20 protein-coding genes are annotated in these 17855 nt (G+C 63.6%); 11 read left to right on the plus strand and 9 right to left on the minus strand.

The window, feature by feature from the left end:
* Positions 1–67: 67 nt before the first annotated feature.
* Positions 68–1579: a gamma-glutamyltransferase gene (locus tag PLAV_RS16675; RefSeq protein WP_012112212.1), complete on the minus strand. Its 1512-nt coding sequence runs from the start codon at positions 1577–1579 to the stop codon at positions 68–70.
* A 223-nt stretch (positions 1580–1802) separates the two neighbouring features.
* On the opposite strand from PLAV_RS16675, the gene PLAV_RS16680 reads away from it, so the two are divergent.
* The 4 genes from PLAV_RS16680 to PLAV_RS16695 all read left to right on the plus strand — a co-directional run bounded on the left by PLAV_RS16680 (position 1803) and on the right by PLAV_RS16695 (position 6157).
* Positions 1803–3161: a M48 family metalloprotease gene (locus tag PLAV_RS16680; protein ID WP_012112213.1), complete on the plus strand. Its 1359-nt coding sequence runs from the start codon at positions 1803–1805 to the stop codon at positions 3159–3161.
* A 38-nt stretch (positions 3162–3199) separates the two neighbouring features.
* Positions 3200–3991: a DsbA family protein gene (locus PLAV_RS16685; RefSeq protein ID WP_012112214.1), complete on the plus strand. Its 792-nt coding sequence runs from the start codon at positions 3200–3202 to the stop codon at positions 3989–3991.
* A 61-nt stretch (positions 3992–4052) separates the two neighbouring features.
* Entirely contained in the window at positions 4053–5039 is a 987-nt protein-coding gene (locus PLAV_RS16690; RefSeq protein WP_012112215.1) for a fatty acid desaturase, read from the plus strand.
* An 86-nt stretch (positions 5040–5125) separates the two neighbouring features.
* Complete coding sequence (locus PLAV_RS16695; RefSeq protein ID WP_012112216.1) at positions 5126–6157, plus strand: class 1 fructose-bisphosphatase; 1032 nt, start codon at positions 5126–5128, stop codon at positions 6155–6157.
* 12 nt (positions 6158–6169) lie between these two features.
* Here PLAV_RS16695 and PLAV_RS16700 read toward each other — a convergent pair whose 3' ends face one another.
* Positions 6170–7465: a DUF2254 domain-containing protein gene (locus tag PLAV_RS16700; RefSeq protein WP_012112217.1), complete on the minus strand. Its 1296-nt coding sequence runs from the start codon at positions 7463–7465 to the stop codon at positions 6170–6172.
* Entirely contained in the window at positions 7462–7932 is a 471-nt protein-coding gene (locus tag PLAV_RS16705; protein ID WP_049767895.1) for a DUF421 domain-containing protein, read from the minus strand. The genes PLAV_RS16700 and PLAV_RS16705 overlap by 4 nt, the downstream gene beginning before the upstream one ends.
* Positions 7933–8198: 266 nt before the next feature.
* Between PLAV_RS16705 and PLAV_RS16710 the strand changes: the two genes are divergently transcribed.
* Both PLAV_RS16710 and PLAV_RS16715 read left to right on the plus strand, forming a co-directional pair.
* Positions 8199–8657: a hypothetical protein gene (locus tag PLAV_RS16710; RefSeq protein ID WP_041536088.1), complete on the plus strand. Its 459-nt coding sequence runs from the start codon at positions 8199–8201 to the stop codon at positions 8655–8657.
* A gap of 9 nt (positions 8658–8666) precedes the next feature.
* Positions 8667–9116 carry a DUF421 domain-containing protein gene (locus PLAV_RS16715; protein ID WP_012112220.1) on the plus strand — a complete coding sequence of 150 codons (450 nt, stop codon included), beginning with the start codon at positions 8667–8669 and terminating at the stop codon, positions 9114–9116.
* A 12-nt stretch (positions 9117–9128) separates the two neighbouring features.
* Here the strand turns inward: PLAV_RS16715 and PLAV_RS16720 are convergent, their stop codons facing one another.
* Both PLAV_RS16720 and thiS read right to left on the minus strand, forming a co-directional pair.
* On the minus strand, positions 9129–9941 hold the full coding sequence (locus PLAV_RS16720) for a thiazole synthase (protein ID WP_012112221.1): 813 nt from the start codon (positions 9939–9941) through the stop codon (positions 9129–9131).
* Between the two features lie 25 nt (positions 9942–9966).
* On the minus strand, positions 9967–10167 hold the full coding sequence (gene thiS / locus PLAV_RS16725) for a sulfur carrier protein ThiS (protein ID WP_012112222.1): 201 nt from the start codon (positions 10165–10167) through the stop codon (positions 9967–9969).
* Positions 10168–10442: 275 nt separating this feature from the next.
* Here thiS and aroQ point away from each other — a divergent pair, with 275 nt between their 5' ends.
* The 5 genes from aroQ (at position 10443) to aat (ending at position 15548) form a co-directional block, all read left to right on the plus strand.
* Positions 10443–10901 (plus strand): type II 3-dehydroquinate dehydratase, encoded by a 459-nt coding sequence (gene aroQ, locus PLAV_RS16730; RefSeq protein WP_012112223.1) that lies wholly within the window; start codon positions 10443–10445, stop codon positions 10899–10901.
* A gap of 82 nt (positions 10902–10983) precedes the next feature.
* Entirely contained in the window at positions 10984–11427 is a 444-nt protein-coding gene (locus PLAV_RS16735; RefSeq protein WP_041536089.1) for an acetyl-CoA carboxylase biotin carboxyl carrier protein, read from the plus strand.
* 16 nt (positions 11428–11443) lie between these two features.
* Complete coding sequence (accC, locus tag PLAV_RS16740; protein ID WP_012112225.1) at positions 11444–12787, plus strand: acetyl-CoA carboxylase biotin carboxylase subunit; 1344 nt, start codon at positions 11444–11446, stop codon at positions 12785–12787.
* 41 nt (positions 12788–12828) lie between these two features.
* The gene (locus PLAV_RS16745; RefSeq protein WP_012112226.1) at positions 12829–14799 is read left to right on the plus strand and encodes an AsmA family protein; all 1971 of its coding nucleotides are present in this window, start codon (positions 12829–12831) and stop codon (positions 14797–14799) included.
* Positions 14800–14897: 98 nt separating this feature from the next.
* A complete protein-coding gene (gene aat, locus PLAV_RS16750) occupies positions 14898–15548 on the plus strand; it encodes a leucyl/phenylalanyl-tRNA--protein transferase (RefSeq protein ID WP_041536090.1) in 651 nt (216 codons plus the stop codon).
* Here aat and PLAV_RS16755 read toward each other — a convergent pair.
* The 4 genes from PLAV_RS16755 to PLAV_RS16770 all read right to left on the minus strand — a co-directional run bounded on the left by PLAV_RS16755 (position 15485) and on the right by PLAV_RS16770 (position 17471).
* Positions 15485–15892, minus strand: a complete 408-nt coding sequence (locus PLAV_RS16755; RefSeq protein ID WP_012112228.1) for a DUF2155 domain-containing protein — start codon at positions 15890–15892, stop codon at positions 15485–15487. The two genes, aat and PLAV_RS16755, sit on opposite strands and share 64 nt — an antisense overlap.
* A 3-nt stretch (positions 15893–15895) precedes the next feature.
* Positions 15896–16390: an outer membrane lipid asymmetry maintenance protein MlaD gene (mlaD, locus tag PLAV_RS16760; RefSeq protein WP_012112229.1), complete on the minus strand. Its 495-nt coding sequence runs from the start codon at positions 16388–16390 to the stop codon at positions 15896–15898.
* A gap of 49 nt (positions 16391–16439) precedes the next feature.
* Positions 16440–16838 (minus strand): NADH:ubiquinone oxidoreductase subunit NDUFA12, encoded by a 399-nt coding sequence (locus tag PLAV_RS16765; protein WP_012112230.1) that lies wholly within the window; start codon positions 16836–16838, stop codon positions 16440–16442.
* A gap of 108 nt (positions 16839–16946) precedes the next feature.
* The gene (locus PLAV_RS16770; RefSeq protein ID WP_049767818.1) at positions 16947–17471 is read right to left on the minus strand and encodes a response regulator; all 525 of its coding nucleotides are present in this window, start codon (positions 17469–17471) and stop codon (positions 16947–16949) included.
* Between the last annotated feature and the right edge of the window lie 384 nt (positions 17472–17855).

The raw sequence follows: 17855 nt of genomic DNA on the forward strand, positions 1-17855 counted from the left end.
ACCAGATAAAAGAAGGGCCCGGAAATTCCGGGCCCTTTTTATTTTCAGTGGCTGCCGCGCGGGAAGATCACGATCCCGATGCGACGGCGGTGATGCCCATGCCCTCGCCGCGCGGGTTGATCGCGAGGACGCAGGAGCCGGCGGCGACGCCATCGGCGCAGACAACGGCATTGGCGGATGAAGCGGCATCGGCCGGCGAGGCCTCAAGCGCGGAGACGGCGCCGGACCCGCTGGCCGCATTCTTCGCCATTGAAAGGATGGACGGTGCGCCCTTCAACCCCGCGCCCGCGCCCGACATGTGGACCCGCTCGCCATTCGCGCCGGTGACGATGACCGGGGAGAGGAAGGCGGAGCCAAGGCCGAGCGTGGGATTGCTCGGCGCGGTGGCGAAGACGATGCCTGTGCCTTCCGCCACGCGGCCGGTGCCGAAAAGGCCGTTCATCGTGACCGCGCAGGCAACAGCGCCGCCCTGGCCGTCAAGCACGGCAAAGGCGGTGGAGCCGAAGTCGCGGTCGATATCCGCCGGCGCGCCAAGGCCGATGGCGGTGCGGCGGGCGATGTCGGCGAGTTCGGCGGGGCCCGCAGTGCCGATATTCGACAAGAGTGCCGCATTATAGGCACCAGCGCCGACGGATTGCGCGGGGAGCCAGATGCCGCCGACGGACTGCGCGGGCAGAACTTCCGGACGGTAGTCGCGGAGGTCGTCGAGGCTGAGGCTGCCGTCGGCGGCGGCCGATTCCTCGACCAGGCGGTGGGCGGTCTGGCCGGCATAGAAGCCGCTGACGCCCTGGCTGCGGACCTGGGCGAGCGTCGCCGCAAGCTGGATGCGGGTGACGACATCAAGCTCAGAGGCGATGGCGCCAGAGGAATTTGTGAAGGTTCTGCGGAGGGCGGGCGAGGCGCCGATGATGGCGGAGGACGCCGCAAGCTGACGGGCGGTGGCGCGGGAAACGGACGTGCCGGTGGCGGCGAGGCGCTCGGCCGGGCCAACCACGGAGCCCCAGGGAAGACGGCCATAGCGCGCATGGAGAAGCGCGAAGCCACGGACATTGCCCGGCACGGCGACAGCGCCGCCGCCGCGCGGATTGCGCGTGAGGAAGGAGATGGTTTCGACCGTTTTCGAGCCGCTGGCACGGGCGAGGCAGATGCCGCCGCCGCCGAGGCCGGCCGCCGCCGGATAGGTGACGGAGAGGCCGAAATAGACGGCTGCCGCCGCATCGGCCGCGGTTCCGCCGCGTTCCAGCACCTGGCGGGCGATCAGGGCCGCCGCCGGCTCATCCGCGACGGCGGCACCTGCGAACCAGGGGTCGCGGCTGTCCGTTTCGCGGATGCTGGTCTGGCGGTCGCGCCGCTGCTGGCCGGTTTCCACGCCGTGGCTGACCGCCGTGAGGCCGACAGGCTCTACCGGGCCGTCGGAACCGCAGGCGGCAAGGCCCAGCGCCAGAGCGAAGGCGGCCAGACCGGAGCGCAGGCTGCGCCGTTCATAGTTTAACCACAATCCGGCGCTTCCCTTCGCCTGGGCGCCGGTGGAGGCTTTAATGTCGATTCCGGTAAGGGACGTGCGCGTATCTTTCGTCATGTCGACCTTTTTTCAGCGCCGGATTCAGCAATCCGGGCCGTTCCATGTAAGATGGGCCGGCTGTGGGACCCGCCCCTATCGTTTAGTCGCGGGAAGCCCATAACGTCAACGCGTCCCCGCCAGGCGCCCCCTCTCGACGGGGTGCTGGAGAGTGACGCGAAAAAGGCGGCAGGGGAAGGGAAACGGAGGACGATATGCCTCCGAGTAACGGGTTTAAGAGAAAATGCTTCTGAAAGCCGTGCAGCGGAAAGTCGGCGCGACGATGACAAGTCTCATTGTCGGCGCGAGCCTTGCCTTTACCGGCGCGGCCCCTGCTTCCGCGCAGCGCATCGCGCTCATCAGCGATGCCGAAACCGAAAACATGCTGCGGGAATATACCGATCCGATCCTGCGGGCGGCGGGCCTCGAATCGAGCGCGGTGAAGCTTCACCTCGTGAACGACCAGTCGCTCAACGCCTTCGTGGCTGCCGGGCAGCAGATGTTCTTCAATACCGGCCTCATCACCACGGTCGACACGCCTTCCGAACTCATCGGCGTCATCGCGCATGAAACCGGCCATATGGCGGGCGGCCATCTCGTGAAGCGGCGCGAGGAAATGGAAGGCTTGAGCGTTCCGATGCTCGCTTCCATGATCCTCGGCGTGGGCGCGATCGCGGCCGGCGCGGGCGATGCGGGCATGGCGGTCATCATGGGCAGCCAGCATCTGGCGACGCGGAGCCTGCTCGCCTTCACGCGCGAACAGGAAGCCAGCGCCGACCAGGCGGGCGCGACCTATCTGCAGCGGTCCGGCATGTCCGGCCGCGGCATGCTCGACCTCTTTGCCACCATGCGCGACCAAGAGCTGCTGACGGAAAACCGGCAGGACCCTTATGCGCGTTCTCACCCGATGTCCGGCGCGCGGCTTTCGGCGCTTGAAGCGCGGGTGAAGGAATCACCCTATTACGACCGCCGCGACTCGCCCGAGCGTCTCCACCAGTTCAAGATGGTGCAGGCGAAGCTGCATGGCTTTCTCGACGACCCGAACGCGACCTTCAACCGCTATCCCGAGTCCGACAACAGCACCTATGCGCGATATGCGCGCGGCGTCGCCTATCATCGCACAGGCAGGCTGGACAAGGCGATGAGCGAAATCGAGCCGCTGCTGGAGATGGAGCCGTCGAACCCCTATATCCGCGAGGTTCAAGGGCAGATCTATTTCGAGAGCGGCAAGGTCGAGGAAGCGATTTCTTCCTACCGGCAGGCGCTGGCGCTGCTGCCGGACGAACAGTTTCATCTCGGCCTCGGACGGGCGCTGCTGGCGCGCGGCGACAAGGCCTCCTCGGAGGAAGCGGTCAAGCACCTGCAGGCGGCGAGCAGCAGCGGCAACCAGCCCTACGCCTTCTACCAGCTCTCCATCGCTTATGGGCAGCTCGACAATATCGGGATGGCGCAATTGGCGACGGCGCAGTATTACGATGCGCTGGGTGCGGTGAAGGAAGCGAAGATGCATGCGACCCGGGCCCAGAAGCTCCTGACCAACGGGAGCCCCGAATGGCTTCGCGCGCAGGACATTCTCGTGCAGCCCAATCCTCAACGCGGTTGATGCGCGCCGTCCGATTTCACCCTTACCGTTAGAGACAGATGAGATTTATTTTTCAGTACTGCCCCACCCGCCCGCGCGCCCGCGCGACGGGCGTCATTTTCCTCGCGCTTGCCCTGATGTCCGGCGCCCTGCTCACGCCTGCGGGCGGCGCACGGGCGGAGGCGCGGTTTGAGGGAAAGGACCGGCAAGCGATCGAGGAGATCGTGCGGGAATACCTGATCGAGAACCCGGAAGTGCTGATCGAGGCCATGCGCGTGCTGGAGCAGCGCGAGCAGAACGCGGCGCTGGCATCTCGGCGTGAAGCGATCGAGAAGCGGCATGCGGATATCTATAACGATCCGGGCGACTTCGTTGCCGGCAACCCGAAGGGCGACGTCACCATCGTCGAGTTCTTCGATTACCGCTGCGGCTATTGCAAGCAGAGCTTCAAGCCACTGATGGATTTCGTGAAGGCGGACGGCAATATCCGCCTGATCCTGAAGGAATTCCCGATCCTCGGGCCCGCATCGCTCGAAGCATCGAAGGCGGCGATCGCGGCGAAGAAGCAGAACCGCTATCTCGAGATGCACCGGGCCCTTTATGAGCACAAGGGGCAACTCGACAGCGAGGCGATATTCGGCATCGCAACCTCGCTCGGCCTCGACACGGCAAAGCTTCGCAAGGACATGGAAGATCCGGAAATCGCCAAAATGGTGAGCCGTCACTATGACCTCGCGGAGGCGCTGGGTGTTGACGGCACGCCTGCCTTCATCGTCGGCGGCGAACTTTATCCCGGCGCGGCGGACAAGGAGCGCCTGACGGAAATCGTGAAGACCGCGAGAGGCGGTTGACCAGCGATTCAAGGCCAGATTTTTCCGACACTCACAAGGCCCCAGCGGGGCACGGTAATTCATGAACACGAGCATCAAAGATCTCGCGGCGCACTGCGCGCGCTACCGCACGCCGAGCAAATTTCACGCCGTCAGGCAGATCGCCAACACGACGATCCCCTTCGTCGCGCTTTCGGCGGCAATGTATTTCAGCCTGCATGTCGGCTATTGGCTCACCCTGCTGCTCGCGATACCGCTGGCGGGATGCGCGCTGCGCTTTTTCATCATCCAGCACGATTGCGGGCATGGTTCCTTCTTCGCGTCGAAGCGGGCGAACGATATTACGGGGCGGATCGTCAGCATCCTGACGATTACGCCTTATGCCTATTGGCGGCGACTCCACGCGCTGCATCACGCGTCCTCTTCCAATCTCGACCGGCGCGGCTTCGGCGACATCAACACGCTGACGACCGACGAATACAAGGCACTGACGCCGATGCGGCGGCTCGGCTATCGCATCTACCGGCATCCGGCGTTCCTGCTCATGATCGGTGGCCCGATCCACTTCCTGCTGCTGCAGCGGCTGCCGCTTACCTTGCGGCGCCCCGCATGGGAGATGTGGAGCAGCGTCATGATTCACAATCTGGCGATGCTCGCCTTCTATGGCACGCTCCTCATCCTGCTCGGCTGGGTGAACTTCGCGGTGATGGTGGTGCCGGTGCTGGTCGCGGCGGCGGCAATGGGCGTCTGGCTCTTCTATGTTCAACATCAGTTCGAGACGACGAGCTGGGACAAGAGCGACGCCTGGGACCGGCAGAGCGGCGCATTGCAGGGCAGTTCCTATTATGAACTGCCGCGTGTGCTGCGCTGGTTCACGGGCAATATCGGCCTGCACCATATCCACCATCTGTGCAGCCATATTCCGAACTACCGGCTGCAGGAATGCCTCGATGCGATGCCGGAGCTCAAGACAATCAACAGGCTGACGATCATGGACAGTCTGCGGACGGCCTCGCTGGCGCTCTGGGACCCGCGGCAGAGGAAGCTTGTCGGTTTTCAGGGTGTCTGAGACATCAAAGCGCATTTTCCGGGCGGCCGGATCGTGCTATTCGATAGGCTTCTCTCCCTTCCACACGATGAACACGGTCCAGTAGATTGTCCCAGAGAACGCTCACCCAGTTTCTGATCGAACAGCAGCGCAAGGAAGCCGCGCTGCCGGCCCAACTCCGGCTCCTGGTCGAGATCGTGGCGCGCGCCTGCAAGACCATCAGCCATTGCGTCAACAAGGGCGCGCTGGGCGGGATGCTGGGCAATCTCACAAGCGAGAATGTGCAGGGCGAGGTTCAGAAGAAGCTCGACGTGATCGCCAACGAGAAGCTGCTCGAGGCCAATGAATGGGGCGGTCATCTGGCGGCAATGGCGTCCGAGGAGATGGAGACGATCCATCTCATTCCAAACCGCTATCCCAAGGGCGAATATCTGCTGCTGTTCGATCCCATCGACGGCTCGAGCAATATCGACGTCGATCTTTCGGTCGGCACGATCTTCTCGGTGCTGACGGCGCCGGAAGATGTGTCGGGCCGGGCGGTGACGGAAGCGGACTTCCTTCAGCCGGGCCGCAAGCAGGTTGCCGCCGGCTATGCGATCTACGGGCCGCAGACCCTGCTCATTCTTTCCGTCGGCACAGGCGTCTATGAATTCGCGCTCGACCGCGAGATGGGCTCATGGGTGCTGACCAACGAGCGCATCCGCATTCCTTCCGGAAACCGCGAATTCGCGATCAACATGTCGAACATGCGCCACTGGGCACCGCCCGTGCGCCGCTATATCGACGAATGCCTGGCGGGGACGACCGGTCCGCGCGAAGCGAACTTCAACATGCGCTGGACGGCCTCTATGGTCGCCGACATTCACCGCATCCTGAAGCGCGGCGGCATCTTCATGTATCCGTGGGACGCGCGCGAGCCGGACCGCGCCGGAAAGCTTCGGCTGATGTATGAAGCGAACCCGATGGGCTTCCTGATCGAGCAGGCGGGCGGCATGGCCTTTGACGGCAATCACCGCATTCTCGACATCGAGCCGAAGGCACTGCATCAGCGCGTCGGCGTCGTCATGGGCGACCGCGATGAGGTGAAGCGCGTGGTGCAATATCACCACGACGCCAACCTGGCAAAACAGACGGCCTGACGGACAGGCAGCCTATTCCGTCATAGACCGGACGATCTTGCGCAGGCGGATTTTCTCCTCTTCGAGGAGCAATCCGTCTTCCGCACGTTGGAGCGCCATTCTGGCGTGGTGCAGAGCGCATTCCTTCCATGCCGCATCGCCGAGCTGGGCGAGCGTCAGAAGTGTCTTCTGGAGTTTCACCTGCACTTCGACGATGGAAGCGCCGTCGCGCGCTATCGGCGCGAAGGCATCGTCGAACAGATCTTCCAGCTTCAGCGGCGGCACCCAGATACGCGGACAGACCGGCTTTTCGCTGCCGGCGTCCCCATCCGCCTTCATCCAGCGAAGCAGCAATCGCAGCAAGCGGCCAATGATGTCGATCGCCGTGCCGGGGTCGTTGACGCCGGGCGAAAGGGCGCGCGACGCGATCTCCGCGAGGACGACTAGGCCGAAACGCGGGTCCGCGTCGAAAGTGCGCAGACCGCCGATCGCGCAGGCCGCGCAGACAAGGGCCGAGAATTTTTCTTCGTCCCAGCCTTTCTCTTCGCCTTCGCCCTTTTCCTCCGGGCGGACAATCCAGACGAGTGGGCGGGCCGGGTCCACGAAGGCGCCCGGCAACGCGCCGAGATAGATATCGACATCGAACTTGCCGGCGGCGGCACTCAGCGCCTGCATGTCTATGTGCTGTATGTAGCCGGTATCCGGCGCGTAGATGGGGACTGCGGCGCCGGGCACGCTTTCCTGTCCGTTTCGCAAAGGCCGCCCGCCCATGAAGGGGTCCCGGGCGCGTTTGTCCATTGTGGCGAACGCAGCCTCTTCGATGCGGCTCGAGGTTTCGTCGACCCGGCCAAGGCTCGCGAGATGCTGAATCCAGCGCAGAAGCGTGACGACGATAATGACGATAACGCCGAGAGTGACGACGAACAGCATGACCCTGCCCCGCTCGCCATAGAGCTCGGTATTGAGGGCGATGATGCCGACGAGGCTGTAGAGGAACGAACCGATGAACGTCGCCAGCACATTCTGCGTGGTGGTGTCCTGACGCAGCAGCTTCGTGGCGCGCGGCGTCACATCGCTTGTCGCCGCGCTGTAGGCCGTCACCATGATCGTGAGGGAGAAGGTCGTCACAGCGAGCATGCTGGAGGCGAGAATATTGAGGATCTGATCGACCGCGTCGGAACCGATCTTGCCGGGGAGGTCCCAGGGGATGAGCCATTCCGCGCCGGTGGACAAAAGCGCGGTGGCAACGCCGAGCAAGGCGAACAGCGAGGCACGAAGCCAGAGTTTGCGCGTCAGCCCCAGCAGTATCCAGCGCCATTTTTCGATCATGCCGCCTTGCCTATCACGCTGAGGGAGCCATCCGTTTCGAGAACCACGGCGGCGGCACCGGAAATATCGGCGAGACCATGCTCGCGCAGCGCCGCTTCCACTTCCTCGCGCGTGACTCGCTGCCGGCGCAAGGCGCCATCGAGCCAGGCGCCATTGCGGACGAGAAGCGTCGGTTCGCTTTTGACGATGTTCTCGACGGCGGGTGAGCGGACCGCCAGCCATGTCAGCGCATATTGCAGGAAGACGAGAAGCGCGAGGGCGAGAACCCCTTCCGCGAGCGGCACCGACCGGTTGAGCAGGACTGTCGCCAAGGTCGAGCCGAGCGCCACCGTCACCACCAGATCGAATGCATTCATCTTGCTGAGCGTGCGCTTGCCCGAGGCGCGCAGGACGAGGACAAGGCTCGCATAGGCCGCCGTACCGACAAAGAGCACACGCCAAAGGCCGGTCCATGAATCGAACAGCATCGGTTCGTTCAAGGCTCGCTCCTCATCTGACGATTACCGGTCCACCCGGCCCATTAGAGAATAAAATGCGCGGAGAAGCATTATGTTCCATGTGGAAAGGCCCGGCGGAACTTTCCCGCAGGCGGCACGTTCTATGGCGGCTTCTGGCCCCTCCCTCCCCCTGGCGGCCGGCGCAGGAACACGCAGCCATGCCCCCCGAAAGCCAAATTTCCTCTCACGATAAAGCCCCTGACTGGCGGAGCAGAGCATATCCGATCCATGAGGATATGGACGTACAGCGAACGACATGGTGGGTGCAGCGCTGCGGCTGGGTGGCGCTCGGCCTGCTGGTGATTGCGGCGGCGCTCGGCCTCTTCTCGGAGGGACCGCTCAGCACCGCCAGCACCACGGGCGCCGCAGGCCGGATGGAAGTCAGCTATGACCGCTTCGGCCGGAACGGCGCGGCGACACGAATTTCGATTACCGTGCGGGACAATGACGCGCAGGAATTGGCGATCACCCTCAGCAAGCCCATGATGGATGCCTTCGCCGTCGAGACCGTTCATCCCACACCGCGCGAGGAACGCAGCACGCCGGAGGGGACCGAGTTCGTCTTCGCCTCGACCGGCGGCGGGCCGCTCCGCGTCTATTTCGATGTCCGTCCGGAATTAAGCGGCCTGATCCGGAGCGAAATTTCATTGCCTTACGGACCGCCCGCGCGGCTCACACAGTTCACCTATCCCTGAGAGGCCGACATGGACGCCATTCTCCGCGCCGTTGCGATCTATGTGTTTCTCCTCATCATCTTCCGCATTTCGGGACGCCGCACCTTTTCGGAAATCACCACATTCGATTTTGTCCTTCTGCTGATCATCGGCGAGGCGACGCAACAGGGGCTTCTCGGCGACGATTTTTCGGTGACGAATGCCTTTCTCATCATCTCGACGCTCATCATCATCGATATCGGGCTGTCGCTGTTCAAACGGTATGTGCCTGCCTCCGGCAAGATCCTCGACGGTGTACCGATGCTGCTGGTGGAAGACGGCGAGCCGCTGCACGAGCGGATGAAGAAAGCGCGTGTGAACGAATACGACATCATGGAAGCGGCGCGCCGAAGCCAGGGGCTCGAACGGATGGACCAGATCAAATATGCGGTGCTGGAGGTGAGCGGGACGATCAGCATCGTGCCGAAGCCGAAGGAGTGAGGCGGGTGGCTCTCAGATCAGCCCGCCCATCGGCGAACTCGGGTCCGCATACAACTTCTTCGGCATCCGGCCCGCGAGGTAGGCGAGCCTGCCCGCTTCCACCGCGAGCTTCATCGCGCGCGCCATCTTGATCGGGTCCTTGGCTTCCGCGATGGCCGTGTTCATCAGCACGCCGTCGACGCCCAATTCCATCGCCACTGCGGCGTCCGACGCCGTGCCGACGCCGGCGTCGACGAGGACGGGGACTTTCGACTGTTCGACGATCAGGCGGATGTTGATCGGGTTCTGGATACCGAGGCCGGAGCCGATGGGGGCGGCGAGCGGCATGATCGCGCAGCAGCCCATGTCTTCGAGTTTCTTCGCCATGATCGGGTCGTCGGTGCAATAGACCATGACCTCGAAGCCATCCTTCAGCAGCGCCTCCGCCGCGCGCAGCGTTTCGATCATGTCGGGGTAGAGCGTCTTCTGGTCGCCAAGCACTTCGAGCTTCACGAGGTTCCAGCCGCCGGCTTCCCGCGCGAGGCGGAGCGTGCGCACCGCGTCTTCCGCCGTGTAGCATCCCGCGGTGTTCGGCAGGTAGATCACCTTCTTCGGGTCGATGAAGTCGACAAGCATCGGCTCGTCCGGATTGGTGACGTTCACCCGGCGGACGGCGACGGTGACGATCTCGGCGCCTGCCGCTTCGACGGCGGCGGCGTTCTGCGCCAGGTCTTTATATTTGCCGGTGCCGACGATGAGGCGCGACTTCAGCCTGCGCCCGGCGACGATGAAGGGATCGTCATCCGTCGCTGCCGGGGTGTCGATACGCGCTGCCACTTCCGTCACTTCACTTAACTCCTGTTTGGCCGCGTCAGCCGCCGCCGACAAAATTCACGATCTCGATGCGGTCACCGTCGCCAAGCGCCACTTCGCCATAGGCGGAGCGCGGCACGATTTCGAGATTGCGCTCGACGGCGATCTTGCCGGGTTTCAGGCGCAGGCTTTCAATGAGGCCGAGAACCGTCAACGGGCCGTCCATCTCGCGCAATTCGCCGTTCACCGTGAGCTTCATCTGACCGTTAACGCCTTTCCAACGGCCGGATAATGGGTGAGCGGGAGCCTCAGTTCAAGGCCGGGGCCGCGCCCCGACGGAAGGTGCCAAGCCCTTCTTTCCACATGCCTTTTACCGGCCTTTTACTGGCGGGGCGACTTGCGTATAAAAGAGACTTCCGAATCGGGGGCGAGCCGGGACGAGGCCGGGTGGCGGGGACCACAATTTCGCCCTTTTAGAGCCCTTATGTCCCCTTCCGAGATCAGGCGGTCACGCCGGAAAGCCCGTTCGACCCGATGGCCAAACAGAGTTCCAAAGCGGCCGCGAAGCCTGTCTTCGTGCTCAACGGCCCGAACCTCAACCTGCTGGGCCAGCGGGAGCCGGAAATCTATGGCAGCACGACGCTGGCCGATATCGAGAAGCTGGTGAAGGCGCGGGCGAAGACACTTGGCCTCACCGTCGATTGCCGTCAGTCGAACCATGAGGGCGAACTGGTGGACTGGATTCAGGAGGCGCGCGGAAGCGCGGCGGGCCTGATCCTCAATGCGGGCGCCTATTCGCACACATCCATTGCCATTCACGATGCGCTGGCGACGCTCGACATTCCCATTATCGAGGTTCACATCTCGAATATCTACAAGCGCGAAAGCTTCCGGCACCATTCCACCGTGTCTTCAGTCGCCACCGGCCTCATCTGCGGCCTCGGCACGATCGGATACGAATTGGCGCTCGAAGCCGTAAAATCAAAAATCTGACCAGGAGTTTGTTCACGTGGCAGCATCAAGACAACCGGCCAGCGACAAACCCGCGAGCGACAAGGGAAGCAAGAAAAGCGAGATGAGCAAGTCAGGCGTCGATCAGGAACTGATCCGGCAGTTGGCCGCCCTCCTCACGGAGACGGACCTCAGCGAAATCGAGATCGAGACGGATAATCTGAAGCTGCGCGTGGCGCGCCAGATCTCGCAGGCCGTCGCGCATGTGCCGGCGCCCGCGCCCTCCGCGCCCGTGGCGGCAGCGGCGCCAACGCCCGCCGAAGCGGCGTCGCATCCCGGGACCGTAACCTCGCCGATGGTGGGCACGGTCTATCTCGCGCCGGAGCCCGGCGCGCCGGTCTTCATCCAGCCCGGCAGCTCGGTCACAGAAGGCCAGACCGTCCTCATCATCGAGGCGATGAAGACGATGAACCACATTCCCGCCCCGCGCAGCGGCAAGTTGACCGCGGTTCTTGTCGAAGACGGGCAGCCGGTCGAGTTCGCCGAAGCACTCTTCATAATCGAATAAGAGACCGGACCCGCACATGTTCGAGAAGGTCCTCATTGCAAACCGCGGCGAAATCGCGCTGCGCATCCATCGCGCCTGCCGCGAGATGGGCATCAAGACGGTCGCCGTTCATTCGACGGCGGACGCCGACGCGATGCATGTCCGCCTCGCAAACGAGAGCGTGTGCATCGGTCCGCCTTCCGCGACCGACAGCTACCTGAACATTCCGGCAATCATCTCCGCCTGCGAGATCACGGGCGCGGATGCGGTTCATCCGGGCTATGGCTTCCTGTCGGAGAATGCGAAGTTCGCCGACATCCTGAAGGCGCATGGCATCACCTTCATCGGACCGAGCGGCGACCACATCCGCCTGATGGGCGACAAGATCCAGGCGAAGGTGACGGCGAAATCGCTCGGTATTCCCTGCGTGCCCGGCTCGGACGGCGCCATCACCACCGACGAACAGGCCTACAAGGTTGCCGAGGAAACGGGATATCCCGTGCTCGTAAAGGCGGCGGCAGGCGGCGGCGGGCGCGGCATGAAGGTCGCGCGGTCGCGCGGCGAGCTGTCATCCGCACTCTCGACCGCGCGCGCGGAAGCGAAAGCCGCCTTCGGCGACGATGCGCTCTACATGGAAAAATATCTCGGCCAGCCGCGCCATATCGAGGTGCAGGTGATTGCCGACAGCCACGGCAATGTGGCCCATCTCGGCGAGCGCGACTGTTCGCTGCAGCGGCGCCACCAGAAGGTACTGGAAGAAAGCCCCTCGCCCGCGCTCAACACCGCGCAGCGCGCCGAAATCGGCGGCATCGTCTCGAAGGCGATCAAAGGGCTCGGCTATCTCGGCGTCGGCACGATCGAATTCCTCTATGAAGACGGTCAGTTCTTCTTCATCGAAATGAATACGCGCCTCCAGGTCGAGCATCCGATCACCGAAGCGGTGACGGGTATCGACATCGTGCGCGAGCAGATCCGCATCGCGGCCGGCATGGAAATGAGCTTCACCCAGGACGATGTGGAGTTTTCCGGCCACGCGATCGAATGCCGTATCAACGCCGAAGATCCCAAGACCTTCGCCCCCTCCCCCGGCACCATCAAGGACTTCCACACGCCGGGCGGGCTCGGCGTGCGCGTCGACAGCGCGGTCTATTCCGGCTACCGGATACCGCCTTATTATGACAGCCTGATCGGCAAGCTCGTGGTGCATGGGCGCAACCGCAACGAATGCCTGATGCGGCTTCGGCGCTCGCTGCATGAATTCGTCATCGACGGCATCAAGACGACCATTCCGCTCTTTCAGGAACTCGTCAACGAGCCCGACTTCATCAATGGCGAATATCATATCCACTGGCTGGAAGACTTTCTGAAAAAGAACGCCTGAGGTTTCGGAACCGGCGCGATGCTTCGCGCGTATTGGTTTTGATGGACTGGCGTGCACATCCTCGGCTCGCGGTCTTCGCCGTTCTGGCGGTGATCGCGGTTGTCCTCTTTATCTTCTGGGACTGGAACTGGTTCCGCCCGATGGTGGAGGCGCGGGTATCCGCCGCGGCAGGACGCGAGGTTCGCATCGGCCATTTCGATGTCGATCTTTCATTCACACCCCGTGCCGTTCTCGACGATGTGACCATCGAGAACCCGTCCGGTTTCGGCGAGGAAGAGCCGCTTGGCAGCATCGAGCGGCTGAGCGTAAGCCTGCGGGCCGGGCCGGCCCTGCGCGGCCGCATCGTCATTCCGGAAATCCGCCTCGTGAAGCCGGTGGGCAATCTTCGCAGCAACAGCGAGGGCGTGCGCAACTGGGATTTCGGGACGTCCAGCTCCGGCGAAGGCGGCGCGATGCCGGAGATCGGCGAACTCATCATCGAGGAGGGATCGGTCCGCTTTGCCGATCCTGAATTGCAGGCGGACTTCACGACCCTCATTCACACCGAAGAAGCCGACGGCGAAGCGATGCTAGTGGCGACGACCGAGGGCACCTACAACGGTGCGCCTGTCGAGGCCCGCTTCCGCGGCGGCGCGCTTCTGACGCTGCGCGAGACGGAGCGTCCCTATCCGGTGCACCTTCAGGCGAAAAACGGCGATACGCATATTTCGCTGGAGGGCACGCTCGTCAATCCGCTCGAATTTGCGGGTGCGCAACTTGCGCTCGAACTGGAGGGCAAGTCGCTCGACCATCTCGAACCGATCATCCTTATCCCGCTCGTCTCGACGCCGCCCTACCGGCTGGAAGGCCGCCTCGACTACGCGGAAGGGCGTATCCGTTTCAACGACTTCTCCGGCCGCGTCGGACAGAGCGACCTCTCCGGCGACTTCGCCGTCGATCCGGGCGAGGAGCGTCCGCAAATCACCGCCGACCTCCGCTCGAAGCGCGTGCTGCTCGCCGATCTCGGCGGCTTTATCGGTGCCGCGCCCGGCGAGGTGAGCCAGCAGCCGGATATGTCGGAAGAACAGCAGGCCGAGCATGCGAGGTCCGAGGCAAGCCCGCGGCTCCTCCCCGATGAGCCTTTTGAAATACCCGACATTCGCGCAGCCGATTTCGACGTGCGCTATGAGGCGACGCGGATCGAAGGCGACAACATGCCCCTCGATAATCTTGTGACGGTGCTGAAGATCGAGAATGGCAAGGTGACGCTGGAGCCGCTCAATTTCGGCGTCGGCCAGGGCGAGATTTCCAGCAACATCATGCTGGATGCGCGCGAGGACCCCATGCATGTCACCGCCGACATTGATTTCCGCCGGGTCGATCTCAGCCGCGTGATGGACGCGACAGGCGTGTTCGAGGGAACCGGCACCATTGGCGGACGTGCCGTTCTCGAAACGAGAGGCAATTCGATTGCTTCCATGCTTGGAAGCGGCGATGGCGAGCTCCGGCTTTTCATGGCGGGCGGCGACATGAGTGCGCTGCTCGTCGATCTGGCGGGCCTCGACATCGGCAATTCGATCCTGTCTCTGCTCGGCCTGCCGGACCGGACGGCCATCCGTTGCATGGTGAGCGACTTCAAGCTGGAGGACGGTCAACTGCTGACACGCGCCCTTTATGTCGATACGGAAAAGGCGAACATTGTCGGCGAAGGCGCCATCGATCTTGGCGAGGAAACGATCGACTACCAGATCACCACCGAGCCAAAGCAGCCGAGCATCGGCGCGGTGGCCGCACCCATCAATATCGAGGGGAGGCTCAAGGACCCCGCGATCGGGCCGGACGCCGAGGCACTGGCGGCGCGCGCCGGCACGGCCACCATTCTCGGGGTGCTGCTGACGCCCCTGGCCGCCCTTCTGCCCACCATCCAGCTCGGCCTCGGCGAGGACAATGAGTGCGTGGAGAGCGTCAACCGGATGGAACGCGAGAGCGAGGCCCTGCCGCGGAACGGAACGGACGAACCGGCTGAAAATTGATGCCCCGCCCCTGTAGCGGTATCGCGCGGCGCCGGTCTCCGCTACATTTCGCGCGAGGGGCCGGCCGAGGTGGTATCGCGAGGAATGGCGACACGAAGATGAGCAACATTGATTCCGATGTGCTGCTCCGCGCCTATGCATATGGCGTCTTTCCGATGGCGGAAGCGCGGGACGATCCGCAGCTTTACTGGATCGATCCGGAGGCCCGGGGCATCCTGCCGCTCACTGATTTTCACGTGCCGAAGCGGCTGCGGCGGACCATCCGCCAGGCCCCCTTCACTGTCAGGATCGATACGGCCTTTCGGGAGGTCATGCTCGGCTGCGCGGAAAACGGGCCGAACCGGAACGGCACCTGGATCAACGACCGCATCATCTCGCTCTATTGCGACCTGCATGAGCGCGGGCGGGCGCATTCGGTCGAATGCTGGCTGGATGACCGGCTTGTCGGCGGGCTTTATGGCGTATCGCTCGGCGCGGCGTTTTTCGGCGAGAGCATGTTCAGCCGCGAGACCGATGCGAGCAAGGTGGCGCTGGTCTATCTCGCGGCACGGCTGATCGCGGGCGGATACAAGCTGCTCGACACGCAGTTCGTGACGACGCATCTGCAGCAGTTCGGTGCAAAGGAAGTGTCCCGCAACGTCTATCGCTCGATGCTGTTCGAGGCGACGGCGATGACGGCGGATTTCTACTCGCTGCCGGTCGATGCGCCGCCGGAGGCGGTTTTGCAGTCCGTCACCCAGATGTCGTAGACAGGGTGCTCGAGGCCGTTCAGGCCGGGGCTTTCGGCAAACATCCATCCCTCGAAAATCGGCGCCGGCTGAACGCTGTCGTCGTCGCGGTCGATCTGGCGGATTTCGAGGAAAGCGGCCGTCTGCGGCGGCTCTTCCGGCGGCCGCTTGTCGCAAGCGCGGACGAGAACCTCCAGCGAGCCGAATTGCGCAGGCTCATCCACCTTTACGCTGAAGCTTGTGACGCGCGCGGTCGTCTTATCGAGGCCGCTGAAGACGGCGACGGGATATTTGTCCGCGAATGCCGGCGCGGCCGAAAGGCAGAGAATGGCCGATGCGGCGGCAAGGCGCGCGAGGTGGCGCATGTTTTACTGGCCGCCCATCGGGTCGGCGGCCGGGCTGCCGCCGGAGGAGTCTCCCCCGCCCTGCGTCGAGAACACGGCCTGGCCGATCAGGCTCATCAGGTCGACGGAGCCCTGGGTGAACATGATCTCGCCGCCATCGGCGAGGTATTCCTCGCTGCCGCCCGGCGTGACCGAGATGTAGCTGCCGCCGAGGAGCCCCTCGCTGGTAATCTTGGCGCTGCTGTCGTCCGGCAGCTTCACGTTCTGTGCGATATCGAGCGTCACGACCGCCTGGAAGGTTTCCGGATCGAGGTTCTGGCGCACCACCGTTCCCACCTTGATGCCCGAGACGCGAACATCCGCGCCATTGGCGAGCCCGTCGATGCCGCTGAAGGCGGCATTCACATGGTAGCCGGCGCTGCCGCGCATGCCGGAGGCGCTGTAGCCGTAAAAGAGGAAGACGGCGGCCACCGCAACGACCAGCGTGCCGATCAGCGTTTCGACGAGATTGCTTTGCATGGCGGTCCCTGAATGATCCTGTATCGGAAATGCCTGGATGGCGGAATGCTCACTCCGGCCGCCACGCCTTGTAGTCGCCGGTTGCCTGCGGGCGGTTCGCGCCCTTGAGGAGGCTGCCTTCCGGCCGGTAGGCGTGCGGTGTGCCGGTGAGGTTCGGCATATGCGGCTTCTGCCACTCGCGCGGCGTGTAGTCTTCCTCGGTCGGCGGCACATCGAAGGTGTGATGGAGCCAGCCATGCCAGTCCGGCGGCACGCGGGAGGCTTCGGCCGGGCCGTTATAGATGACCCAGCGGCGGGCATAGCCGCTGATCGCCGCGCCATCCTTCGACTCGTAATAGCGGTTGCCCTGCTCGTCGGTGCCGACGAGGCGGCCCTTTCGCCAGGTATGGAAGCGGGTGCCCATGGTCTGGCCGTTCCACCAGACGAAGATTTCAGAAAACAAGCCCATGGACCCTATCCCGCAGAAAACGCATGAAGGCGAATCCGGCCGTTCCCGGCCGAAGCGCGGGCCGAATATGACACCGAGGAAGGGGATGGTCCAGACCGAAGGACCGGCCTATTCGAGCGACCAGGTGGTCTGGGCGGTGGCCGTGCGGCGGCGCAGGCCGGAGGTATCGTGGATCAGCATGGGCTGGCGGTAAATGTCGCCCGCGACCTCGAATTCGCGCTGGTCTGCCAGCACCCACTGGATGCGGTGGAGCAGGCTTGCCGGCGTGACCGGCTTCACCAGCAGATGGGTCGCGCCGATTTCGAAGGCTTCCGTGAGGAGCGAGCGCGAGGCGTGGCCGGTGAGAACGATGATCGGCGTGAAGCAAAGCGGTTCGTTGCCGACGGTACGGATGCGCGTAATGAAATCGCGGCCGTTCATCGGCTCCATCTCCCAGTCGGTGATGACCAGATCGATGTCGTAAACCTGCATTTCGGTGAGGCCGTCGGTGCCGTCGCGAGCCTGGCGGATGTTGGTGATGCCGAAAGTGCTCAGCATCGTGCGGAGCAGGAGGCGCATGCCTCCATTGTCCTCGACCATCAGGATATTGAGCGACTTCAGCTCCTTGCCGAACGCCGTGCTCTTCTCGCCCACGCGACTTCTCCACCTATTCTGGGTTTTGAACTGAATTGGTAGCAGTCTCCAGGTTTCCGCCCCGTTAATTTTCGATTCGGCCCGTCCCGCTACCGCATCTCGTGTGCTCCGATGCCCGTCATAGCTACATATTGCGCGTCGTGCTTGACGGGCGCCCGGCATGGTCCCTAGGATTGATCTCCCTTGCGAGGGACGAGGCAGAAGAGACAGGCGGGCACCCGAAAAGAGCGGTCAGCTCAGCGACGGAAATCTCAACGGAATCAGCAACTTAGCTTGCCGGTCCCGGGAGATGCGGCGCAACGGATTGCCATGTCCGGACGGCTGGCAAAATCCATCCGGCCGTCCTTCCGCCCCGCCTCTCGCGAGACGAGCCAGAAGCCGAAA

The organism is Parvibaculum lavamentivorans DS-1, from assembly GCF_000017565.1.
Lineage (GTDB): Bacteria > Pseudomonadota > Alphaproteobacteria > Parvibaculales > Parvibaculaceae > Parvibaculum > Parvibaculum lavamentivorans.